The sequence below is a fragment of the Streptomyces sp. NPDC001843 genome (assembly GCF_042891955.1).
Taxonomy (GTDB): Bacteria; Actinomycetota; Actinomycetes; order Streptomycetales; family Streptomycetaceae; genus Streptomyces.
In genome coordinates this window covers 52,326-72,214 of record NZ_JBIATQ010000003.1, presented here as the reverse complement: position 1 = coordinate 72,214, position 19,889 = coordinate 52,326, and the positions used below count along the sequence as shown (strand labels likewise).

Here is a 19,889-nt window from a genome sequence, read left to right as displayed (position 1 = left end):
GGCTCCTCCATGATCAGCACATAGTTCTGGTGGTTAAGTGTCCCTCACGCAGGTGTGTGATCGCGAAAGGGGCTGGTGGTAGTGCCAGAGCTGAGGCCTTGGCGAGCCGCGAGACCGCATGTGGAGCGGTTCGCGAACGCCGTACGACCGCTGCTGGCACGGGCCGCGACAGCCACGAAACCGCGGGTCGCGCGGGTGACGCGGGCCGTCGGACCACGGCTCGCGGCGCTCGTACGACCCCCTCGTCCGCGGCCCGTCACGACCTGGCAGTACATCGTGTGCGCCGCCGTCGCCGGACTGGCACTGGCTTGCGGCGCGGTGACCGCGGCCGGCCCCTGGGACGCCGACGGTCAGCGTACGGCCGAGCGGCACCGGGCCGCCGCCCTGGAGCGGTCAGGTGGCACAGATCACGGCGCCGGCTCCGGCAGGACCGCCGCCGGCCCGCGCCCCGCGCCGAGCGCCGCGTCCGTCCTGACGGCCCTCGGCGGCACCACGACCACCGTGAAGTCGGCGCCGGGGGAGAAGGCCCTCGCGGACGTCCTGAAGCCCCTGCTGGACTCCTCGGCGCTCGGCCGGGACCACACCGCGGCCGTCGTCGACGTGGCCACCGGCCGGCGTCTGTACGGCGCCGGCGCGGGCAAGGCCATGACCCCCGCCTCCACCACCAAGATCGCCACCGCCGTCGCCGCCCTGTCCGCCCTCGGCGCCGACCACCGCCTCACCACCCGCGCCGCCTTCGAACCGGACACCGGGGAACTCGTCCTGGTGGGCGGCGGCGACCCGACCCTCACCGCCCACGACAAGGCCGACGGAGGCTGGGCCAGTCTGGGCACCCTGGCCCGGGACACCGCCGCCGCGCTGAAGAAGCGTGGAGTCCACAAGGTCACCCTGTCCTACGACACCACCCTCTACGCGGGCCCCGAACTGCACCCCATCGGCGTGAACGACAACCTCGCCCCCGTCAGCGCCCTGATGGCCGACGAGGGCCGCACCGACGGCTCCGCCCACGGCCCGGTGGCCCGGGTGACCGACCCGGCGGCCGACGCGGCCCGCAAGTTCGCGGCGTTCCTGGCGGACGACGGGATCAGGACGACCTCCCCCGGCCCGTCGAAGGCGACCGGCCGCGCGAACACCCTGGCGACCGCCTCCTCGCCGCCGCTGTCCGCGCTGGTCGAACGCATGCTGACCAACAGCGACAACGACATCGCCGAGGCCCTGGCCCGCCAGACCGCCCTCGCGACCGGCGGACGCCCGAGCTTCGACGGCGGTGCGGCGGCGATCGCCGCCCGGCTGCGGAAGCTCGGCCTTCCGGTGACCGGCGCGGTCTTCCACGACGGCAGCGGACTGAACCGCGACGACAGGCTGACCGCGGACCTGCTCACGGCCCTGCTCGTCGAGGCCGGGTCCCCCTCGCACCCCGAACTCCGTCCCGTCCTCACCGGCCTCCCCGTAGCGGGCTTCACCGGCACCCTGACCAGCCGCTACACCGACGGCGCCGCCGGCCTGGTCCGCGCCAAGACGGGCACGCTGACCGGCGTCAACACCCTGGCGGGCACGGTGGTCGACCACGACGGCCGCCTCCTGGCCTTCGCCTTCCTGACCTCCGACACGACAGACCCGGCCCAGGCCCAGAAAACCCTGGACCGAACGGCGTCGACACTGGCGAACTGCGGCTGCGACTAGTCCGACGGCCACCCGCTGCGCGACCGTGGGCGCCCCCACCCCGTGACCACCGTGGGCAGTCGTTCCGCAGGGCGATGGGGGAGAAGCCGAGCGTGGGGGAGGGTGGGCACGGCCGACAGCGCCGGGTGCCTTGCAGTCAGGCCCCGGCCCTTGCCGACGCAAGCACCCCGGGCGCTCCCGACAGCTCCCCGCGCCCCTGCCGACCCCCGACGCCCTGCCCCCAGCGGCAGCGCTAACGTACGGTTGACACATGACGAGCATCGGTGCCTCTTCAGGGATGGTCGACTGGAACCTCGCGGTGGCGACCGCGACCCGGCTCGTACGGCCGGGCCCCGACGTCAGCCGCGACGAGGCACGGGCCGTCGTCGCGGAGTTGCGCCGCCACGCCAAAGCCTCGGAGGAACACGTCCGGGGCTTCACTCGTATGGAGACCGACGAGGGCCATGACACGCCCGTCCTGGTCGTCGACCGCCCGGGCTGGGTCCGGGCCAACGTCGCCGGTTTCCGGGAGATCCTCAAGCCGCTGCTGGAGAAGATGCAGGAGCGGCGCGGCAACACCCCGGGCGGCGCGGTCCTCGGCACCGTCGGCGGCAAGGTGACCGGCGTGGAACTGGGCATGCTGCTGTCCTTCCTGGCCTCCCGGGTCCTCGGCCAGTACGAGACCTTCGCCCCCGCCACCCGTGAACTCCCGGCGGGCCAGAACGGCGGCGGCCGGCTGCTGCTCGTCGCGCCGAACATCGTCCACGTGGAGCGTGAACTCGACGTGGACCCCCATGACTTCCGCCTGTGGGTGTGCCTGCACGAGGAGACGCACCGCACGCAGTTCACCGCCGTGCCCTGGCTGCGCGACCACCTCGAGGGCGAGATCCAGTCTTTCCTGGCGGAGACCGACGTCGACCCGATGACCGTCCTGGAACGCGTCCGGGAGGCCGCGCAGTCGCTCGCCGGGGGCCGCCCCGAGGGCGAGGAGGACGACGGCGGCCGGTCCTTCGTGGAGTTGGTGCAGACCCCGGCCCAGCGTGAGATCCTCGGCCGGCTCACCGCCGTGATGTCGCTCCTGGAGGGCCACGCCGACTTCGTGATGGACGGGGTCGGCCCGCAGGTCGTACCGAGCGTCGCGGAGATCCGCGAGAAGTTCCAGCAGCGCCGCGCCAAGGGCGCCTCCCGCCTCGACATGGCCCTGCGCAAGCTGCTGGGCCTGGACGCCAAGCTCCGGCAGTACCGGGACGGCGAACGCTTCGTGCGGGCCGCCGTCGACCAGGTCGGCATGGACGGCTTCAACCGGGTGTGGACCTCTCCGAACACCCTCCCCACCAAGGCGGAGATCGCCAAACCGGCGGACTGGGTCGCGCGGGTGCATCGCAAAGCAGAGTCGTGAAACCGGCGGGGAAGTCGTGAAGCAAATCCGGCCGACGGCAGGCGAACGCCCCTGTTATCACCCGTCCGAGGGACCGTGAGCCATGCGTAGGCGTGCAATGCTCGGGGAACGGCCCGCTTCTGTCACCATCTACACACTCTGAGTGACCGAACCTCGGGCTCACCCCCCGACAACTTCATGAAGGGAACCGGACATGGGTCCCCATCCTGCGGTCGCGGCGATACGCCTGGCGGTCCGCCGCGTCCTCCACGACATCCTCAACGACCACCAGACCTCCCCCCGGACTCCGGAGGGACCGGCCGAGCGCGCCCCCTCCCCGGCCGCCCCGCTCGTGCTCGTCGCCTGCTCCGGCGGCGCCGACTCCATGGCACTCGCCTCCGCCCTCGCCTTCGAGGCCCCCAAGCTCGGCATCCGCGCCGGCGGCGTCACCGTCGACCACGGCCTGCAGGCCGGCTCCGACCTGCGCGCCCGGGAAGTCGTCCTCAGGCTGCGCGAACTCGGCCTCGACCCGGTGGAGTCCGCCGCCGTGACCGTCGGCCGCGAGGGCGGCCCCGAAGCCGCAGCCCGCGACGCCCGCTACGCCGCCCTCGACGCCGCGGCCGTCCGCCACGGCGCCACCGCGATCCTCCTCGGGCACACCCGCGACGACCAGGCCGAAACCGTCCTGCTCGGCCTCGCCCGCGGCTCCGGTATCCGCTCCCTGTCCGGGATGGCCGCGGTCTCGGGGGCCGGCGGCCGTTACCGCCGCCCCTTCCTCCACCTCGACCGGCAGACCGCCCGCAAGGCCTGCATGGTCCAGTCGCTCCCCGTCTGGGACGATCCTCACAACGCGGATCCCGCCTACACCCGCTCCCGGCTCCGCCAGGAGGGCCTGCCCGCCCTGGAGAAGGCGCTCGGCAAGGGCGTCGTCGAGGCCCTCGCCCGCACCGCCCAGCTCTCCCGCGACGACGCCGACGCCCTCGACACCTGGGCCCGCCAGGCCGAGGCCGCCGTCCGTGACGCCGCAGGTCTGCTGGAGTGCGCCAAGCTGTACGCCCTCCCGCCCGCCGTGCGCCGCCGCATCCTGCGCCGCGCCGCGATCGAGGCCGGCGCCCCGGCGGGTTCGCTGTTCGCCCGGCACATCGAGGAGGTCGACCGGCTGATCACCGGCTGGCGCGGCCAGGGAGCCATCAATCTCCCGGGCAGGGTCGTCGCCCAGCGGCAGGGTGGCAGACTGGTGATTCGGCAAGGCTGAGTCCGCGCCTCCCGGAGGGACGGCCGGTGGGCTCGGGCAGCCGCAGGCCGTAATTGCGGGACGACCGAAAGTGATGCGGGTGGACGCGAAAGACATGGGTGCCGACCTCAAAGAGGTACTCATCACCAAGGAAGAGATCGACGCGAAGCTGGCCGAGCTGGCCGCGAAGATCGACGCTGAGTACGAGGGCAAGGACCTGCTGATCGTCGGTGTGCTCAAGGGCGCGGTGATGGTCATGGCGGACCTCGCCCGGGCGCTGTCCACCCCCCTCACGATGGACTGGATGGCCGTGTCGTCGTACGGCGCGGGCACCCAGTCCTCCGGAGTCGTGCGGATCCTCAAGGACCTCGACACCGACATCAAGGGCAGGCACGTCCTGATCGTCGAGGACATCATCGACTCCGGCCTGACCCTGTCCTGGCTGATCTCCAACCTCGGCTCGCGCGAGCCCGCCTCCCTGAAGGTGTGCACGCTGCTGCGCAAGCCCGACGCCGCGAAGGTCGCCATCGACGTGGAGTGGGTCGGCTTCGACATCCCCAACGAGTTCGTGGTGGGCTACGGCCTGGACTACGCCGAGAAGTACCGCAATCTCCCGTTCGTCGGTACGCTCGCGCCCCACGTCTACGGCGGCTGAGCTCCAGAGGGCTCAAGCACGTAAGACGATCGGGAACCCCAGCGGGTTGCTCGCCGTTGGAGCTTGCAGAGACGGGATTGCCGGCCGTCCGAACAGCTTCATGCGGCTTCGGACAACAATGCTGGGGTACCGTCAGAAGAACTGTCTTATCAAACTCACTATGGCAGGAGGGACGGGGCGGCACCGCTCCGTATGGATGGACGTGAAGCGATACTTCCGTGGGCCGGTCATGTGGATCGTGCTGGCCGTCCTTGCCGTGGTCGTGTTGATGCAGGTCGTCGGCTCGTCCGGCGGCTACAAGACGGTGGACACCGGCCAGGTCGTGGCAGCGATCAATGACAACAAGGTCGAGTCGGCGAAACTCACCACCGGCGACGAGCAGACCGTCAAGGTCACGCTCAAGGACGGTGTGAAGGTCGAAGGCAGCTCGAAGATCCAGGCGAGCTACATCGGCGACCAGGGCGTGGCCATCGCCAGCACGCTGCAGACCAAGTACCAGGACAAGCAGATCCCGGACGGCTACACGGTGTCGCCGTCCAAGCAGAACCCGTTCCTCGGTGTCCTGCTCTCCCTGCTCCCCTTCGTCCTCATCGTGGTCGTCTTCCTGTTCCTGATGAATCAGATGCAGGGCGGCGGCTCCCGGGTCATGAACTTCGGCAAGTCCAAGGCGAAGCTCATCACCAAGGACACCCCGAAGACGACGTTCACCGACGTCGCGGGCGCCGACGAGGCCGTCGAGGAGCTCCACGAGATCAAGGAGTTCCTGCAGGAACCGGCCAAGTTCCAGGCCGTCGGCGCCAAGATCCCCAAGGGCGTGCTGCTGTACGGCCCGCCCGGCACCGGCAAGACCCTGCTCGCGCGCGCCGTCGCGGGCGAGGCGGGTGTGCCCTTCTACTCGATCTCCGGTTCCGACTTCGTCGAGATGTTCGTCGGTGTCGGTGCCTCCCGGGTCCGTGACCTGTTCGAGCAGGCCAAGGCGAACGCCCCGGCGATCGTCTTCGTCGACGAGATCGACGCGGTCGGCCGCCACCGCGGCGCCGGCCTCGGCGGCGGTCACGACGAGCGCGAGCAGACGCTGAACCAGCTGCTCGTCGAGATGGACGGCTTCGACGTCAAGGGCGGTGTGATCCTCATCGCCGCGACGAACCGACCCGACATCCTCGACCCGGCTCTGCTGCGGCCCGGCCGCTTCGACCGCCAGATCGCGGTCGACCGCCCGGACATGCAGGGCCGTCTGGAGATCCTCAAGGTCCACCAGAAGGGCAAGCCGGTCGCCCCGGACGTCGACCTGGCCGCCGTCGCCCGTCGCACGCCGGGCTTCACCGGCGCCGACCTGTCGAACGTGCTGAACGAGGCGGCTCTGCTCACGGCCCGCAGCGACCAGAAGCTCATCGACAACAAGATGCTGGACGAGGCGATCGACCGCGTGGTCGCGGGCCCGCAGAAGCGGACCCGGATCATGTCGGACAAGGAGAAGAAGATCACCGCGTACCACGAGGGCGGTCACGCCCTGGTCGCGGCGGCCTCTCCGAACTCCGACCCGGTCCACAAGATCACGATCCTGTCGAGAGGCCGTGCCCTCGGCTACACGATGGTGCTCCCGGACGAGGACAAGTACTCGACCACGCGCAACGAGATGCTGGACCAGCTGGCCTACATGCTGGGCGGCCGCGCGGCCGAGGAGCTCGTCTTCCACGACCCGACCACGGGCGCGGCGAACGACATCGAGAAGGCCACCGCCACCGCCCGCGCGATGGTCACCCAGTACGGCATGACCGAGCGCCTGGGTGCCATCAAGTTCGGCGGCGACAACACCGAGCCGTTCCTCGGCCGTGAGATGGCTCACCAGCGCGACTACTCGGAAGAGGTCGCCGCGCTGGTGGACGAGGAAGTCAAGAAGCTCATCGAGAACGCGCACAACGAGGCCTGGGAGATCCTGGTCGAGAACCGCGACGTCCTCGACAACCTGGTGCTCCAGCTGCTGGAGAAGGAGACCCTGGGCAAGGAGGAGATCGCCGAGATCTTCGCCCCGATCGTCAAGCGCCCGCCGCGGCCCGCCTGGACCGGCTCCTCCCGCCGCACGCCGTCCACCCGCCCGCCGGTGCTCTCCCCGAAGGAGCTCGCACTGACGAACGGCGCGAACGGCGCGACCCCGTCGATCAGCACGGCGAAGTCCACGACGACGGACTCCGCCCCGGCGACCGAGTCGGCCCCGGAGGAACGCCCGGAGCACTGAGGCATTCCTCGCAGCTCACCGGCCCGGGATGTAAGCCGCGCCCCCCAGGTTCTAGCCTGGGGGGCGCGGCGTTTCACATGCCCGCCGCTGAGTGACGAAGGAACGAGGCTTCACCATGACCGACCCCGTGACGCTGGACGGCGAGGGCAGAATCGGCGAGTTCGACGAGAAGCGCGCCGAGAACGCGGTCCGCGAACTCCTGATCGCGGTCGGCGAGGACCCGGACCGCGAGGGCCTGAGGGAGACTCCGGCGCGGGTGGCGCGGGCGTACAAGGAGATCTTCGCGGGGCTGTGGCAGAAGCCCGAGGACGTGCTGACCACGACGTTCGACCTCGGACACGACGAGATGGTGCTCGTGAAGGACATCGAGGTCCTCAGCAGCTGTGAACACCATCTCGTGCCGTTCGTCGGCGTCGCCCACGTCGGGTACATCCCGTCCGCCGACGGCAAGATCACGGGCCTGTCGAAGCTTGCCCGGCTCGTGGACGTCTACGCCCGCCGCCCGCAGGTGCAGGAACGACTCACCACGCAGATCGCCGACTCCCTGATGGAGATCCTGGAGCCCCGGGGCGTGATCGTGGTCGTCGAGTGCGAGCACATGTGCATGTCGATGCGGGGCGTCCGCAAGCCCGGGGCGAAGACCATAACCTCGGCGGTGCGCGGTCAGCTTCGTGACTCGGCGACGCGCAACGAGGCCATGAGCCTGATCATGGCGCGATAGTCCGTTCGCTCACGCCACCGGTTCGGCACCCGGATGGTTCTCGTCGTCGTCCTCGGGGAGTTTGCACACCCGCTCCAGGAACAGGGCGGCCGCTATGACGGCGATGCCCGCCAGGACCGAGAAGGCCGCGTAGATGGCCTGGTCGCGGCGGGCGGGGATGTCGAGGAGTTCCAGGAGGAACACGCCCGTGCCGCCGTACATGCCAGCCACGAGGGCGGCGACCAGCGCGCTGGACTGGCCGAAAACAACCGCACGGGCGGCCATCAGGGGGTCGACGCCCTTGGCCTCGGGACGGCGTTCGCGCTGGGCCTTGAGGCGGGCACGCAGCGAGAACGCAGTGGACAACAGGACCACGGCGATCACGGCCAGGACGATGGGCGCGGCCACGGGAACACTGGGCAGGGTCCCGACCGAGTTCCACAGGCGGGCACCGGCCCAGGACAGGACGCCGGCCACGACGAACACACCGACCAGCACCCTGATGCGCAGCTCTTTCACGATGTCCCTTCAGCTCCCCCGGACCGCTGTGGTCGTGGCGGCCCACCTCAGTGTGCCCGTGTGCCGGTCTTCTTGACCTTAACGACTACTCGGGCAGCCGGAGTTCCAGGTCCCCCCGGGCCTCGACGCCCTCGCGGGTGACGGTGCCGAGAAGATCCGCGACCGTGCCCCGGCCGGGTAGCTGGGCCTCGGGGTCCACGTCGTGCCAGGGCGCCAGCACGAAGGCGCGTTCGTGGGCGCGGGGGTGGGGCAGGGTGAGGTTCGGGTCGTCGGAGGTGACGTCGGCGTAGGCGACGATGTCGACGTCGAGGGTGCGCGGACCCCAGCGCTCGTCCCGTACGCGGTTGAAGGCCTCCTCGACGGCGTGCGCGCGCTCCAGCAGGGAGGACGGCGGCAGGGTGGTCCTCAGGACCACGACCGCGTTGTAGTACGACGGCTGGCTGCCGGGCTCCACGCCCCACGGCTCCGTCTCGTACACGGGGGAGACCGCCTTGACGCGAACGCCGGGGGTGTCCTCGAGGGCGTCGATGGCGCCCTGCAGGATCTCCAGGCGGTTGCCGAGGTTGGAGCCCAGGGAGAGCACGGCCCGTTTCGGGTTCTGCAGGGTGGTGTCCGCGGCGTCTACCTGTGCCACGACGGAGGCGGGCACCGGCTGTACGGTCGGGTCGATCGGACCCTGCGTGAAGGATGCGGTCATACTCGGCTCCGGGTGATGGTGACGGTGACGTCGTCGAAGGGGACCGTGATCGGGGCGTCCGGCTTGTGGACGCTGACCTCGACCTCCTGTACCCCTTCGTGCTTCAGGCAGGTGTCCGCGATGCGCGCGGCGAGTGTTTCGATGAGGTTCACCGGCTCGCCCTCGACCACGGCCACGACCTCCTCGGCCACGATGCCGTAGTGCACGGTCTTCGTCAGGTCGTCGTCGGCGGCGGCCGCCCGGGTGTCCAGTCCCAGGACGATGTCCACGAGGAAGGTCTGGCCCTCCTCGCGCTCCTTGGGGAACACGCCGTGGTGCCCGCGGGCCTTCAGGCCGCGCAGCGCGACACGATCCACGCGAATCACTCCTGCAGTCGTCGTTAACGGCGGTCCGTGCCGTGTGCGTACGGCGCACCGGCCTCGGACGAATCTACCCGCGGCCCTGGACGGAACCGGGCCGCAGGGGTGTGGGGCCAGGAGCGTTCATGGTGCGTTTCCCCAGCGGAATCCGGTGGCTTACGGGCCGGTAGCCGCATCTACCCGTCAGTTCGTGATTCCAACCACTTCTTGGTCCCTGCGTGCCGCCTACCCACTCAGGTGGGTGTGTCGTCGTCCGCGTTCTCGTCGTTTTCGGCCAGAACGGGGGAGGCGTGGTGGGACCAGAGCTTCCAGCCGAGGGGCGTGCGGCGGAAGACGTTGGTGGCCACGACCAGCTGGCCGACGAGGGGCCCGAGTTCCTCGCCGCCCTCCGGGGCCGGACCCCCGCTGAGGATGTTCTCCGTGCAGGTCACGAGGGCGGTGTCACCGGTGACGGAGACGTGCACGTCGGTGAGGAAGAACTGGATGTAGTCGGTGTTCGCCATGATCAGCGCGTACGACCTGAGGACCTCGCCGCGGCCGGTGAGCACCGGCCAGCCCGGGTGCACGCAGGAGATCACGCCGACGTCCGCCGGGTCGTGGTACGTCTCGTCGACGCCCAGGTCGGACGGGGTGAGCCAGAGGGCGGACAGCTCTTCGAAGTCGCCACGCTCCATGGCCTCGTAGAAGGCCGTGTTGGCGAGCTCGACCTGTTCGACGTCGGTGTGCGGGGCGCTCACCGAGCCCCCTCCACCGCCCGCGCCACCCGGACCGCGTCGGCCGTGGCGCGTACCTCGTGGACGCGGACCGCCCAGGCGCCGGCGTGGGCCGCGAGGGCGGAGACGGCGGCGGTGGCGGCGTCGCGTTCCCGGGCGGGGGGCGGGGCGCCCTCGGGACCGGCGAGGACACGGCCGAGGAAGCGCTTGCGGGACGCGGCGACCAGCAGGGGGCGGCCCAGGCCGCGCAGACGGTCCAGGTTCGCCAGCAGGGTGAGGTCGTGTCCGGCCTCCTTGGAGAAGCCGAGCCCGGGGTCTATGACTATCCGGCCGGGCGCGATGCCGCCCGCCAGGACGGCCTCCACGCGCGCGTGGAGCTCGTCGACGACCTCGGTGACGACGTCCTCGTACACGCCCTTGACGTTGCCACCCTGCAGGAAGCCCCGCCAGTGCATGACGACGAACGGGGCGCCTGCCTCAGCCACCACCGGGATCATCGCCGGGTCGGCGAGGCCGCCGCTGACGTCGTTGACGAGGGCGGCACCCGCCGCGAGGGCCTGGGCGGCGACCGGGGCGCGCATGGTGTCGACGGACACGACGACTCCCTCGGAGGCGAGGCCGCGGACCACGGGGACGACGCGCCGCAGCTCCTCGTCCTCGTCGACGCGGGAGGCACCGGGGCGGGTGGACTCGCCGCCGACGTCCACCAGGTCGGCGCCCTCGGCGACCAGCTCGAGCCCGTGCTTGACGGCGGCGGTGGTGTCGAAGAAACGGCCGCCGTCGGAGAAGGAGTCGGGGGTCACGTTCACGACCCCCATGACCGCGCACCGGTCCCATGCCGGAAGCCCCGCCACCGTGCCGCGCCCGCTCTCGTTGCTCATACGTTCAGCCTAGGCCCAGCCCCACAACCGCCACGCGCGGCCCGAACGACAAGTCCGGGCGGGAGGGGGATTCGGCCCGGGCTTTTCGTCCGGGCCGGTCCCGTCACGCCGGTCGTACGTCCCGGACTTCGTGTTCCGCGAGTGCGTGGGAGCACGGGCGGGCGGGGGCGACGGTGCGGCGCAGGAAGCGGGGCAGGGGAAGGGCGAGGTTGACGAAGCCCTCCGCCTGCATGGCGGCGAAGCCGATGCGGGGCAGGTCGCCGGAAGCCCGGTAGACCACGAAGCGCGGCTCCCAGCGCGGCTGGAACTTGGCGTTGAACTTGTACAGCGACTCGATCTGGAACCAGCGGGAGAGGAACACCAGCAGCCCCCGCCAGGCGCGCAGCACCGGACCCGCGCCGATCTTCTCCCCGCGCGCCAGCGCCGAGCGGAACATCGCGAAGTTCAGCGAGACCCGGGTGATGCCGAACTTCGGGGCCGCCTGGAGCGCGGCGACGATGAGCAGCTCGTTCATACCGGGGTCGGCCGAGCGGTCACGGCGCATCAAATCGAGCGAGGCTCCATCGGTACCCCAGGGCACGAAGTGCAGAATGGCCTTCAGGTCGCCGTAGGGGCCCGGCTCGTCGTCGGCCTTGTGCGCGGTGGCGATCAGGCAGTCCCCGTCCGCCGCGTCGCCGATGCGGCCGAGCGCCATGGAGAAGCCGCGCTCGGTGTCGGTGCCGCGCCAGTCCTCCGCCGCGCGCCGGATACGGTCCAGTTCGGCCTCGCCGAGGTCACGGATACGCCGTACCCGGGTTTCGTAGCCGGCCCGCTCGATGCGCTTGACCATCTGTCGCACGTTGCGCATCGCGCGTCCGGCGAGCGAGAAATCCGCGACGTCCACCACCGCCTCGTCGCCCAGTTCGAGGGCGTCCAGGCCGGTCTCGCGCGTCCACACCTCACCGCCGGTCTCCGAGCAGCCCATGACGGCGGGGGTCCAGGAGTGGGCCTTGGCCTCGTCCATGAAGCGCTCGATGGCGCCCGGCCAGGCCTCGACGTCGCCGATCGGGTCACCGCTGGCGAGCATCACGCCGGACACGACCCGGTAGGTCACCGCGGCCTTGCCGCTGGGCGAGAAGACGACCGCCTTGTCGCGGCGCAGCGCGAAGTGGCCGAGGGAGTCACGGCCGCCGTGCTTGGCCAGCAGCGCCCGCAGCCGGTCCTCGTCGTCCTCGGTCAGCCGGGCGGCCGGGTGTTCGGGGCGGAAGGCCAGGTAGATGGTGGTGGCGGCGGTGATCCAGCCGAGGGCGCCGAGGGAGAAGGCGACCGTCCAGGAGGTGTTGCCCTGGTAGTCCACCGGGCCCTCGAAGCCGAACAGGCCGTACAGGACGTGGGTCAGCCGGTCGGCGAGGCTCGGGTCGCCGACCATGCGGTCCGGGTGGACGCTGACGATGACCAGTCCGAGCACGAGGGAACCGGCGCCCATGAGGACGAAGTTGGCGAGCGCGCGCCACCGGCTGCGCGGATCGGGCAGCGCGGCGAACTCGTCGCGGTGGCGCAGCAGCGGCACGAGCAGCGCGAGGGAGATCAGCACCCCGATGACGGAGTGCCGGTACACGAACTCCGCGGCCGCGCCGGCCGGCAGCAGCGCCACCGCGGCCCGCCAGGCCCGGCGCTTGCGCCGTTTGAGCCCGTGCGCGAGGAGCAGCAGCAGCACGCCCGCGCTGAGCGAGAGCGCCGCGGCGAACGGGCCGAAGGAGCCCGGCAGCACCTCCGCGATGGCGTGCATACGGCTGTGACGGAAGCGCGGGAACACGCCCGCGGCAATGTCCAGGAGCCCGACGACCGCGCAGGCCCTGCCGACCAGTGCGGGGACGGCCTCGGGGCGCGGACCACTGACCATGCGCCGCGCCCGGCTTGATCGGCTCGGAACCCCGCCCGACATTTCCCCATCTATCCTGATAGACATCGCATCCCATAGTTCTGCGAGAGACCTTGAGTCCGGTGACCGTTTCGGGCATCCGGCGACATTGCGCCCTCTAGGACGGTGTCTTGGGGAAGGAGGTTCCTTCCTCGTCGGAAAGCCGGTTCAAAGCCCGAGGAAAGCCCAGGGCAAGCGCTCGCGACGTTTGCGTCGGCGTGCCGTGGGCGGAAAGCGCAGTCAGGAAGAGCCCATGGGTCTCACGAGCAACAAAGTGCTGGTGGTGGCGATCGCGTTCGCCGTCTTACTGTTCGTCGGCACGGTCTGGCTGTGGCCGAGGCTGGCCGGGCGGGGCTGGCGGTCCGTCAGCGGGCGCGTCGGGCTGCTCCTCGCCACCCAGGTGACGCTCTTCGCCTGCGTGGGCGTCGCCGCCAACCAGGCCTTCGGGTTCTACGCCAGCTGGGCGGACCTCTTCGGCCGGGAGACCGCGCAGGGCGTCGTCGTCGACCACACGGCGAGCGGCGGCGTGGCGGGGCCCCTGCAGGTGCTCACCACGGCGGGGCTGAACGGAGCCGCCGGGAGGCCGCCGCAGATGGCCGGGCAGGTCCAGAAGGTCGACATCGTGGGCCGTACGACCCACATCCCCACACCGGCGTACGTGTATCTGCCGCCGGAGTACTTCCAGCCGCAGTACCGCACGCGCACGTTCCCCGCGGCCGTCGTCCTCACCGGATATCCGGGCACCGCGCAGGCCCTGGTGGACAAACTGCATTACCCGAGCACGGCGCGGCAACTGGCCAAGGACGGGCGGATGCAGCCGATGATCCTGATCATGTTGCGGCCGACGGTCGCCCCGCCGCGCGACACGGAATGCGTGGACATTCCCGGCGGACCGCAGACCGAGACGTTCTTCGCCAAAGATCTTCCCGACGCGGTTCTGGCCCATTACAGGGTGGGCAGAAAGCCGGGCAGCTGGGGGATCATCGGTGATTCCACGGGCGGTTACTGCGCACTGAAGCTCGCCATGCACCACCCGGACGTGTACGCGGCGGGCGCGGGCCTGTCGCCCTACTACAAGGCGCCGATCGACCCCACGACCGGTGACCTCTTCCACGGCGACAGCAGTCTGCGGAATCGTTCCGACCTGTGGTGGTTCCTCAAGCACGAGGCCGCTCCCGACACCTCACTGCTCGTCACCAGCAGCAAGATCGGCGAATCGAACTACAAGGACACCCTGAAATTCATCGACCGGGTGCGGGCGACGAACCTGACCAGGATCTCGTCGATCATCCTGGAGAGCGGCGGCCACAACTTCAACACCTGGCGACGGGAGATCCCGGCGACACTGCAGTGGATGAGCGGGAGGCTCAGTGACCGATGACGGTGAAGACTTCGTCAAGGCCGTGTTTTTACGGGGCGGGGCGCCAAGATTCGCCTACTCGCGGTAAGTTTCTGGCCATGCCACGTGGACGTCACCGCCATTCACCTCCTCTGCACAGGCTGTTGCCTCCGTCGGCGATCGCAGGCGTCTCCGTCGTCTGCGCGATCGGCCCCTGGGTGTTCTCGGAGCAGACGGTGCTCCGCACCCTCGCCGCGGCCGCCGCGGCGACGGCCGTCATCGGCGCGGTCGTCATGCGCCGCTGGGACATACATGCGGGTAAGCAGGTAGCCGACCTCGCACGCGCGCGTGCGAGTGACGAATGGCGGTTCGAGGAGCGGGTCGCCGAACTGGAGGGCGAACTCGAGGAGTCCCGCGAACTGCGCGGCAAGCTGGAGCAGCGGCTGCGGGCCAAGCGGACGGAGTTGGCGGGTCTGCGCAACGAGCACGCCGCGCTGCTGCGGCGGTACGCCACGGCGGAGACCGAGCGGGCCACCGCGCTGGAAGGGCGGCGACTGCTCGAGATCGAGGCCGGGGCTCCCGCGCCTCAGACGCCGGCACTGCCGGCGGCGCGCGCGGCGGAGACCGACGTCGCCGGGGCCGAGGCCGAGGACGGGCCGGCGGTGACCGGGGTGTTCTCCCCGGAGGGCTCACAGCTTTTCCTGCGGGCCATGACGGCACTGGCCCGGTTCGGCACCGGGGACGAGACGGCGGAGGCCGAGGCGGATACCGATGCCGATGTCGTTGCCAAAGGGGATGAAGCCGCCAAAGGGGATGCAGCGGCCAAAGGGGGTAAAGCGGCCGGGTCGGCCGAAGCCGCCAAAGGAGAAGGCGCCGACGAGGAAGTGACGGAGGGGGCCGTCCGGGAGCCCGCCGAGCCCGCGTCCCACTCCACGGGCCACTTCACGGTGCCGACCGCGGTGGCCGTCGTACCGGCCCCGCCCGTGCGGCGACCGGCGGTCGAGGGCGGCTTCGACTTCTTCGGCACGCAGAAGGACTCGCCGTCCGACGCGCTGGACGCCGTGCAGAACGAGGACCTCGCCGACGTGGTCGGCCAGGAGGCCCTCGCCCTCCACAAGGCCGAGACGGAGGCCGACTTCAAGCCCGCCGACGAGGAGTCCCGCGCCGTCGGCCAGGTCATCGACCTGACGGCCCATGACGAAACCGAACACATCGACGTACACGGCCTGCGCAGCGCGGCGTCCTGAGCGTCGCCGAACGGCGGCGGGAGAGCGTTCTTCGCGCAGGGAGGCTGCGCCTTCTGGACCCCCGATCGGCCTGAACGGCCTCGTCCTCAAACGCCGGACAGACTGAGACGGGGACTGTGCCGTCCGGTCGGCCCGCACGGGTGGTGGGTGGGCACAGGCCGGGGGTCTGGGGGGCGAAGCCCCCAGCGGCCCGGGTGGCGTCGGGCCCGAACGTCGGACCGGCGGAGAGGGATGCCGCGCCGCCCAGCCGACCCGCAGGGTGGAACCCAGTGGCCCGGGCCGGCGTTCCGGTCAGCTCATCCAGCGCTCCGGGCCCGCGTCCCGGCGCCCCGTGCGGGAGCGTTCCGCCTGGGCGTGGAGAAGGGCCGCCGCCTCCCGGGCGTCCCGCAGCCGGGCCGTCACGGTCTTGCCCGCTCCCGTGTCCACATGGACGTCGGCGACGCGCCACAGCCGCGCCCAGGGCCCCTGGGTGAGCCGCACGCTCTGGACCTTGGCGTGCGGGACGAGGGAGAGCCGGCGGCGCAGCAGCCCGTGCCGGACGGCGAAGACGGTGTCCGTGACGGCGATGCCGTGACCCCGCCACCACACCGGCAGACACCACCCGGCCCGGCGCGGCGGCCGGGCCAGGACCGACGGCACGGTCACCCCGGGCAGCACGCGCGCGACGACGGACTCCGCGACCGCGCGCGGCGCGACCGGCACCAGCAGCGAGTTGGACGACCCGGCCACGTCCAGCTCCACCCTCACCCAGCCCCTGCCCCGCCACAGCAGCGGCTCGACGACGCGTACGGTCTGCACCCGCCCCGGCGGCACCGTCTCGTGCGTGCGGTCCAGCAGTCCGTGGTCGATCCGCAGCCCGTCCGGGGACTCGGCCACCGTCCAGTCGTACTCCGCGACGAACCGCCCCGCGCTCCGCGCGCCCGCCCCGCCGAGCAGCGGCACCCCGGTGGCGAGGACCGTCCACACGCTGTGCGTGGCCAGCCACAGCACCGGCGGTACGACGAGGGCGGCCGCCAGGGACACCCAGCTCGCGCCGGTCAGCACCAGCGCGAGCGCGAGCCCCCGCGGAGGCACCCGCATCAGCTCCCGCGCCGGCGCCTCACCCACCTCGTGCGCCGTCTCCGGCGCGAAGCCGGCGGCGCGCGCGAGCAGCTCGGCCCGCAGCGCGCGTGCCTCGTCCTCGCCCAGGAAGGCCAGCTCGTCCTTCTTGTCGGCCCCGACGACGTCGATCCGCAGCTTGGCGACTCCCGCCACGCGCGCGAGCAGCGGCTGGGTGACGTCGACGGCCTGGATCCGCTCGATCCGGATGTGCGCGGTGCGCCGGAACACCAGCCCCGTGCGTATGCGCAGCTCGGTGTCGGTCACCGCGAAATGCGTGAACCACCAGGACAGGAAGCCGTAGAGGGAGGCCGCCGGGACCAGCACGGCGAGCCCGGCCAGCAGCATGGTCGTGGTCAGCCTGGTCAGCTGCTCCTGCGCCTGGTTCGGGTCGTGCGCGGCCCACCCGACGAGCACGGCGACCGGCGCCCACGCCCGCCGGAACGGCGTCACGGGGTGCAGCCGCCGCTCGGTCACGGACCGCGCCCCGGGTATGCCGCCGGCGGCTTCCGGCGCTGTCACAGCCCCGCCGATCGGGCCTCGCCCAGCTCGGTCAGCCGGTCGCGCAGCCGCTCCGCCTCGGCCGGTTCGAGACCCGGGATGGCCGCGTCGGTCGCGGCCGCCGCCGTGTGCAGCTGCACGCTCGCCAGCCCGAAGTACCGCTCCACGGGCCCGGAGGTCACCTCGACCAGCTGCATCCGCCCGTACGGTACGACGGTCTCCTCACGCCACAGCACACCACGGCTGATCAGCAGGTCGTCGGCCCGCTCGGCATAGCGCCAGGAGCGCCAGTTGCGGCCGAGCAGCACCCAGCCCCACGCCGTCGCCGCCAGCGGCAGCAGCGCGAAGGCGGCCCACACGGGCCCGGCCAGCAGTCCCAGCAGCAGGCCCACGGCCAGTGCCGCCACTCCCAGCCACACGACCAGCAGCAGCCGCCGCATCCGCAGCAGCCCCGGAGGCAGCCCCCGCCACACCGGCTCGGCCGCCGCCGGGCCGCCCTCCCCGCTCCCCGTCTCCATGCGGCCAGCCTACGTAGGGGAGACTGTGTGCATGACGTCCACCACTCCCACGACGCGCACCACGGTCGGGATCGGCGGTGCCGCCGAGAGCACCGACATGGTGCTGAACATCGGCCCCCAGCACCCGTCCACCCACGGTGTGCTGCGGCTCAGGCTCGTGCTGGACGGCGAACGCATCGTGCACGCGGAACCGGTGATCGGCTATATGCACCGGGGCGCGGAGAAACTCTTCGAGGCGCGCGACTACCGCCAGATCATCATGCTCGCCAACCGCCACGACTGGCTGTCGGCCTTCTCCAACGAGCTGGGCGTGGTGCTCGCCGTGGAGCGGATGCTCGGCATGGAGGTCCCCGAGCGCGCGGTGTGGACGCGCACGCTGCTGGCCGAGCTGAACCGGGTGCTGAACCACCTGATGTTCCTGGGCTCCTATCCGCTGGAGCTGGGCGGCATCACCCCGGTCTTCTACGCGTTCCGGGAGCGCGAGGTGCTGCAGAACGTCATGGAGGAGGTCTCGGGCGGGCGCATGCACTACATGTTCAACCGCGTCGGCGGCCTGAAGGAGGATCTGCCGGCCGGCTGGGCCGCACGCGCGCGTGCCGCCGTCGCCGCCGTCCGCTCGCGCATGGACGTCTTCGACGACCTGGTCCTCGGCAACGAGATCTTCCGCGGACGCACCCGGGGCGTGGGCGCGCTCACGCCGGAGACCGTGCACGCGTACGGGGTGAGCGGGCCCCTCGCGCGCGCCTCGGGCGTCGACTTCGACCTGCGCCGCGACGAGCCGTACCTGGCGTACGGGGAGCTGCGGGACGTCCTGGAGGTCGTCACCCGGGAGGAAGGCGACTGCCTCGCCCGTTTCGAGTGCCTCCTGGCCCAGACGCACAACGCGCTGGACCTGGCCGACGCCTGCCTCGACCGGCTCGCCGAGCTGCCGCCCGGCCCGGTCAACCAGCGTCTGCCGAAGGTACTGAAGGCGCCCGAGGGCCACACCTACGCGTGGACCGAGAACCCGCTCGGCATCAACGGCTACTACCTGGTCAGCAAGGGCGAGAAGACCCCGTACCGGCTGAAGCTGCGCTCGGCCTCGTACAACAACATCCAGGCGCTGACCGAGCTGCTGCCCGGGACGCTGGTGGCGGACATGGTGGCGATCCTGGGCTCAATGTTCTTCGTGGTCGGGGACATCGACAAATAGGTCCGACGCGTCCGCGAGTCCGACCGGCTGCAGCAGCCACCCGAAGTCCCCGAGCCCGCCCGGCGCGGTGAGCTCGGCGGCCTCACCGGCGCTCGCGAGCGCGCGTACGTACTCCGACGGGTTCGTGGAGGCCAGGGTGAGAGGGGGGCGTGCGCCCGTGACGCCGAGGGCGCGCAGGGCGTCGCGCTGCGTGAGCAGGCGTGCGCCGGGTAGGGCGCGCGCCGTGGGATGCGCCGCGCACGCGTCCAGCGCGACATGCGCCGTGATGTCGCACGTCCCGTCCGGCACGGGCGTCGTCTCGCGCCCTTCCCGGAAGCCGGTGAGGGTCCCGAAGAGCGGCCGTGTGTCCACCGTGTGCGCGTAGTCGACGGCGACCGCCAGCCCCCGCTCGACGCGGGCGACGGCGGACGCCCACGCGTCGTCCCTGGGCAGCCCGATCTCCGCCCGCAGCCCCTCCTCCGGCGGCAGCGGCCACCACCTCGCGAGCCACTCGGCGTCCGCCCCCGACACCGGCTCCCCGAGCCGCTCCCGCCCGTCGCGGCGCACGAGCACCCGCCGGGGCACGCCCTCCGGGTCCGCCTCCACGACCTCCACCGGCACGTTGTCCAGCCACTCGTTGGCGAACAGCACCCCGCGGATCCCCTCCGGCGGTTCACCCGACCAGGTGATCCGGTCGTCGAGCCCCGCGGGCGGGTCGGCCAGCTCTACGGCGTACGGGTGGACGCGGGAGGCCATGCCCGCCGGCAGCTCGGCCAGCACACCCGTGACCAACTCGCCCCGCCCGGCCCCCATGTCGACGAAGTCCAGGCTCGCGGGCCGCCCCAGCGCCTCGTCCACCCGGCACAGCAGCCGGGCCACGGCACGCGCGTACAGCGGCGACGCGTGCACGGAGGTACGGAAGTGTCCCGCCGGTCCCTCCGGCCGACGGTAGAAGCCGCCCGGTCCGTACAGGGCCGCCTCGGTGGCCGCCCGCCAGCCCCGCCACTCGCCGCAGTCCTCATCCCTCACCGGAACAGACTAGGCACACAGGTGATCACGTCCTCCACCTTGCGGAGTACGC

The 19,889-nt window shown here is 71.5% G+C and carries 18 protein-coding genes; 9 read left to right on the top strand and 9 right to left on the bottom strand.

What is annotated here, in order from left to right:
- Window positions 1-75 precede the first annotated feature (75 nt).
- From dacB to folE, 6 genes are all read left to right on the top strand, one after another.
- Window positions 76-1,683 (top strand): D-alanyl-D-alanine carboxypeptidase/D-alanyl-D-alanine-endopeptidase, encoded by a 1,608-nt coding sequence (dacB, locus tag ACFYZQ_RS08775; RefSeq protein ID WP_389143440.1) that lies wholly within the window; start codon window positions 76-78, stop codon window positions 1,681-1,683.
- 250 nt (window positions 1,684-1,933) lie between these two features.
- Window positions 1,934-3,061, top strand: coding sequence for a zinc-dependent metalloprotease (locus ACFYZQ_RS08770; protein ID WP_389143437.1), 1,128 nt, complete (start codon window positions 1,934-1,936; stop codon window positions 3,059-3,061).
- Window positions 3,062-3,254: 193 nt separating this feature from the next.
- Window positions 3,255-4,295, top strand: a complete 1,041-nt coding sequence (gene tilS / locus ACFYZQ_RS08765) for a tRNA lysidine(34) synthetase TilS (RefSeq protein ID WP_389143434.1) — start codon at window positions 3,255-3,257, stop codon at window positions 4,293-4,295.
- Window positions 4,296-4,368: 73 nt separating this feature from the next.
- Window positions 4,369-4,929 carry a hypoxanthine phosphoribosyltransferase gene (gene hpt, locus ACFYZQ_RS08760; protein WP_388793202.1) on the top strand — a complete coding sequence of 187 codons (561 nt, stop codon included), beginning with the start codon at window positions 4,369-4,371 and terminating at the stop codon, window positions 4,927-4,929.
- Between the two features lie 196 nt (window positions 4,930-5,125).
- On the top strand, window positions 5,126-7,165 hold the full coding sequence (gene ftsH / locus ACFYZQ_RS08755) for an ATP-dependent zinc metalloprotease FtsH (RefSeq protein ID WP_389143431.1): 2,040 nt from the start codon (window positions 5,126-5,128) through the stop codon (window positions 7,163-7,165).
- Between the two features lie 115 nt (window positions 7,166-7,280).
- A complete protein-coding gene (gene folE / locus ACFYZQ_RS08750; RefSeq protein ID WP_389143428.1) occupies window positions 7,281-7,886 on the top strand; it encodes a GTP cyclohydrolase I FolE in 606 nt (201 codons plus the stop codon).
- A 9-nt stretch (window positions 7,887-7,895) separates the two neighbouring features.
- Here the strand turns inward: folE and ACFYZQ_RS08745 are convergent, their stop codons facing one another.
- The 6 genes from ACFYZQ_RS08745 to ACFYZQ_RS08720 all read right to left on the bottom strand — a co-directional run bounded on the left by ACFYZQ_RS08745 (window position 7,896) and on the right by ACFYZQ_RS08720 (window position 12,958).
- Entirely contained in the window at window positions 7,896-8,384 is a 489-nt protein-coding gene (locus ACFYZQ_RS08745) for a DUF3180 domain-containing protein (protein ID WP_389143425.1), read from the bottom strand.
- 85 nt (window positions 8,385-8,469) lie between these two features.
- Window positions 8,470-9,081 (bottom strand): 2-amino-4-hydroxy-6-hydroxymethyldihydropteridine diphosphokinase, encoded by a 612-nt coding sequence (folK, locus tag ACFYZQ_RS08740; protein WP_389143422.1) that lies wholly within the window; start codon window positions 9,079-9,081, stop codon window positions 8,470-8,472.
- Complete coding sequence (folB, locus tag ACFYZQ_RS08735; protein WP_389143419.1) at window positions 9,078-9,437, bottom strand: dihydroneopterin aldolase; 360 nt, start codon at window positions 9,435-9,437, stop codon at window positions 9,078-9,080. Before folB ends, folK begins: the two co-directional genes overlap by 4 nt.
- 236 nt (window positions 9,438-9,673) lie before the next feature.
- The gene (locus ACFYZQ_RS08730; RefSeq protein WP_389143416.1) at window positions 9,674-10,177 is read right to left on the bottom strand and encodes a nuclear transport factor 2 family protein; all 504 of its coding nucleotides are present in this window, start codon (window positions 10,175-10,177) and stop codon (window positions 9,674-9,676) included.
- Window positions 10,174-11,034, bottom strand: coding sequence for a dihydropteroate synthase (folP, locus tag ACFYZQ_RS08725; protein ID WP_389143414.1), 861 nt, complete (start codon window positions 11,032-11,034; stop codon window positions 10,174-10,176). The genes ACFYZQ_RS08730 and folP overlap by 4 nt, the downstream gene beginning before the upstream one ends.
- 103 nt (window positions 11,035-11,137) lie before the next feature.
- On the bottom strand, window positions 11,138-12,958 hold the full coding sequence (locus tag ACFYZQ_RS08720) for a phosphatidylglycerol lysyltransferase domain-containing protein (RefSeq protein WP_389143411.1): 1,821 nt from the start codon (window positions 12,956-12,958) through the stop codon (window positions 11,138-11,140).
- A 229-nt stretch (window positions 12,959-13,187) separates the two neighbouring features.
- On the opposite strand from ACFYZQ_RS08720, the gene ACFYZQ_RS08715 reads away from it, so the two are divergent.
- Window positions 13,188-14,315 carry an alpha/beta hydrolase gene (locus ACFYZQ_RS08715; RefSeq protein ID WP_389143409.1) on the top strand — a complete coding sequence of 376 codons (1,128 nt, stop codon included), beginning with the start codon at window positions 13,188-13,190 and terminating at the stop codon, window positions 14,313-14,315.
- A gap of 77 nt (window positions 14,316-14,392) precedes the next feature.
- Window positions 14,393-15,520, top strand: a complete 1,128-nt coding sequence (locus ACFYZQ_RS08710; protein WP_389143407.1) for a hypothetical protein — start codon at window positions 14,393-14,395, stop codon at window positions 15,518-15,520.
- A 291-nt stretch (window positions 15,521-15,811) separates the two neighbouring features.
- Here ACFYZQ_RS08710 and ACFYZQ_RS08705 read toward each other — a convergent pair whose 3' ends face one another.
- Together ACFYZQ_RS08705 and ACFYZQ_RS08700 are read right to left on the bottom strand one after the other, a co-directional pair.
- Window positions 15,812-17,140 carry a PH domain-containing protein gene (locus ACFYZQ_RS08705; protein ID WP_389143405.1) on the bottom strand — a complete coding sequence of 443 codons (1,329 nt, stop codon included), beginning with the start codon at window positions 17,138-17,140 and terminating at the stop codon, window positions 15,812-15,814.
- The gene (locus ACFYZQ_RS08700; protein WP_389143403.1) at window positions 17,137-17,637 is read right to left on the bottom strand and encodes a PH domain-containing protein; all 501 of its coding nucleotides are present in this window, start codon (window positions 17,635-17,637) and stop codon (window positions 17,137-17,139) included. Before ACFYZQ_RS08700 ends, ACFYZQ_RS08705 begins: the two co-directional genes overlap by 4 nt.
- 31 nt (window positions 17,638-17,668) lie before the next feature.
- Here ACFYZQ_RS08700 and ACFYZQ_RS08695 point away from each other — a divergent pair, with 31 nt between their 5' ends.
- Window positions 17,669-18,829: an NADH-quinone oxidoreductase subunit D gene (locus ACFYZQ_RS08695; RefSeq protein WP_389143400.1), complete on the top strand. Its 1,161-nt coding sequence runs from the start codon at window positions 17,669-17,671 to the stop codon at window positions 18,827-18,829.
- Here ACFYZQ_RS08695 and ACFYZQ_RS08690 read toward each other — a convergent pair.
- Window positions 18,794-19,837, bottom strand: coding sequence for an SAM-dependent methyltransferase (locus tag ACFYZQ_RS08690; protein WP_389143397.1), 1,044 nt, complete (start codon window positions 19,835-19,837; stop codon window positions 18,794-18,796). The two genes, ACFYZQ_RS08695 and ACFYZQ_RS08690, sit on opposite strands and share 36 nt — an antisense overlap.
- Window positions 19,838-19,889: the final 52 nt, after the last annotated feature.

Coding starts and splice junctions, on each gene's coding strand:
- ACFYZQ_RS08770 (WP_389143437.1), top strand. CDS start 1,934: ATGACGAGCATCGGTGCCTCTTCAGGGATGGTCGACTGGAACCTCGCG.
- tilS (WP_389143434.1), top strand. CDS start 3,255: ATGGGTCCCCATCCTGCGGTCGCGGCGATACGCCTGGCGGTCCGCCGC.
- hpt (WP_388793202.1), top strand. CDS start 4,369: ATGCGGGTGGACGCGAAAGACATGGGTGCCGACCTCAAAGAGGTACTC.
- ftsH (WP_389143431.1), top strand. CDS start 5,126: ATGGACGTGAAGCGATACTTCCGTGGGCCGGTCATGTGGATCGTGCTG.
- folE (WP_389143428.1), top strand. CDS start 7,281: ATGACCGACCCCGTGACGCTGGACGGCGAGGGCAGAATCGGCGAGTTC.
- folK (WP_389143422.1), bottom strand. CDS start 9,081: ATGACCGCATCCTTCACGCAGGGTCCGATCGACCCGACCGTACAGCCG.
- folP (WP_389143414.1), bottom strand. CDS start 11,034: ATGAGCAACGAGAGCGGGCGCGGCACGGTGGCGGGGCTTCCGGCATGG.
- ACFYZQ_RS08720 (WP_389143411.1), bottom strand. CDS start 12,958: ATGTCGGGCGGGGTTCCGAGCCGATCAAGCCGGGCGCGGCGCATGGTC.
- ACFYZQ_RS08715 (WP_389143409.1), top strand. CDS start 13,188: ATGGGTCTCACGAGCAACAAAGTGCTGGTGGTGGCGATCGCGTTCGCC.
- ACFYZQ_RS08710 (WP_389143407.1), top strand. CDS start 14,393: ATGCCACGTGGACGTCACCGCCATTCACCTCCTCTGCACAGGCTGTTG.
- ACFYZQ_RS08700 (WP_389143403.1), bottom strand. CDS start 17,637: ATGGAGACGGGGAGCGGGGAGGGCGGCCCGGCGGCGGCCGAGCCGGTG.
- ACFYZQ_RS08695 (WP_389143400.1), top strand. CDS start 17,669: ATGACGTCCACCACTCCCACGACGCGCACCACGGTCGGGATCGGCGGT.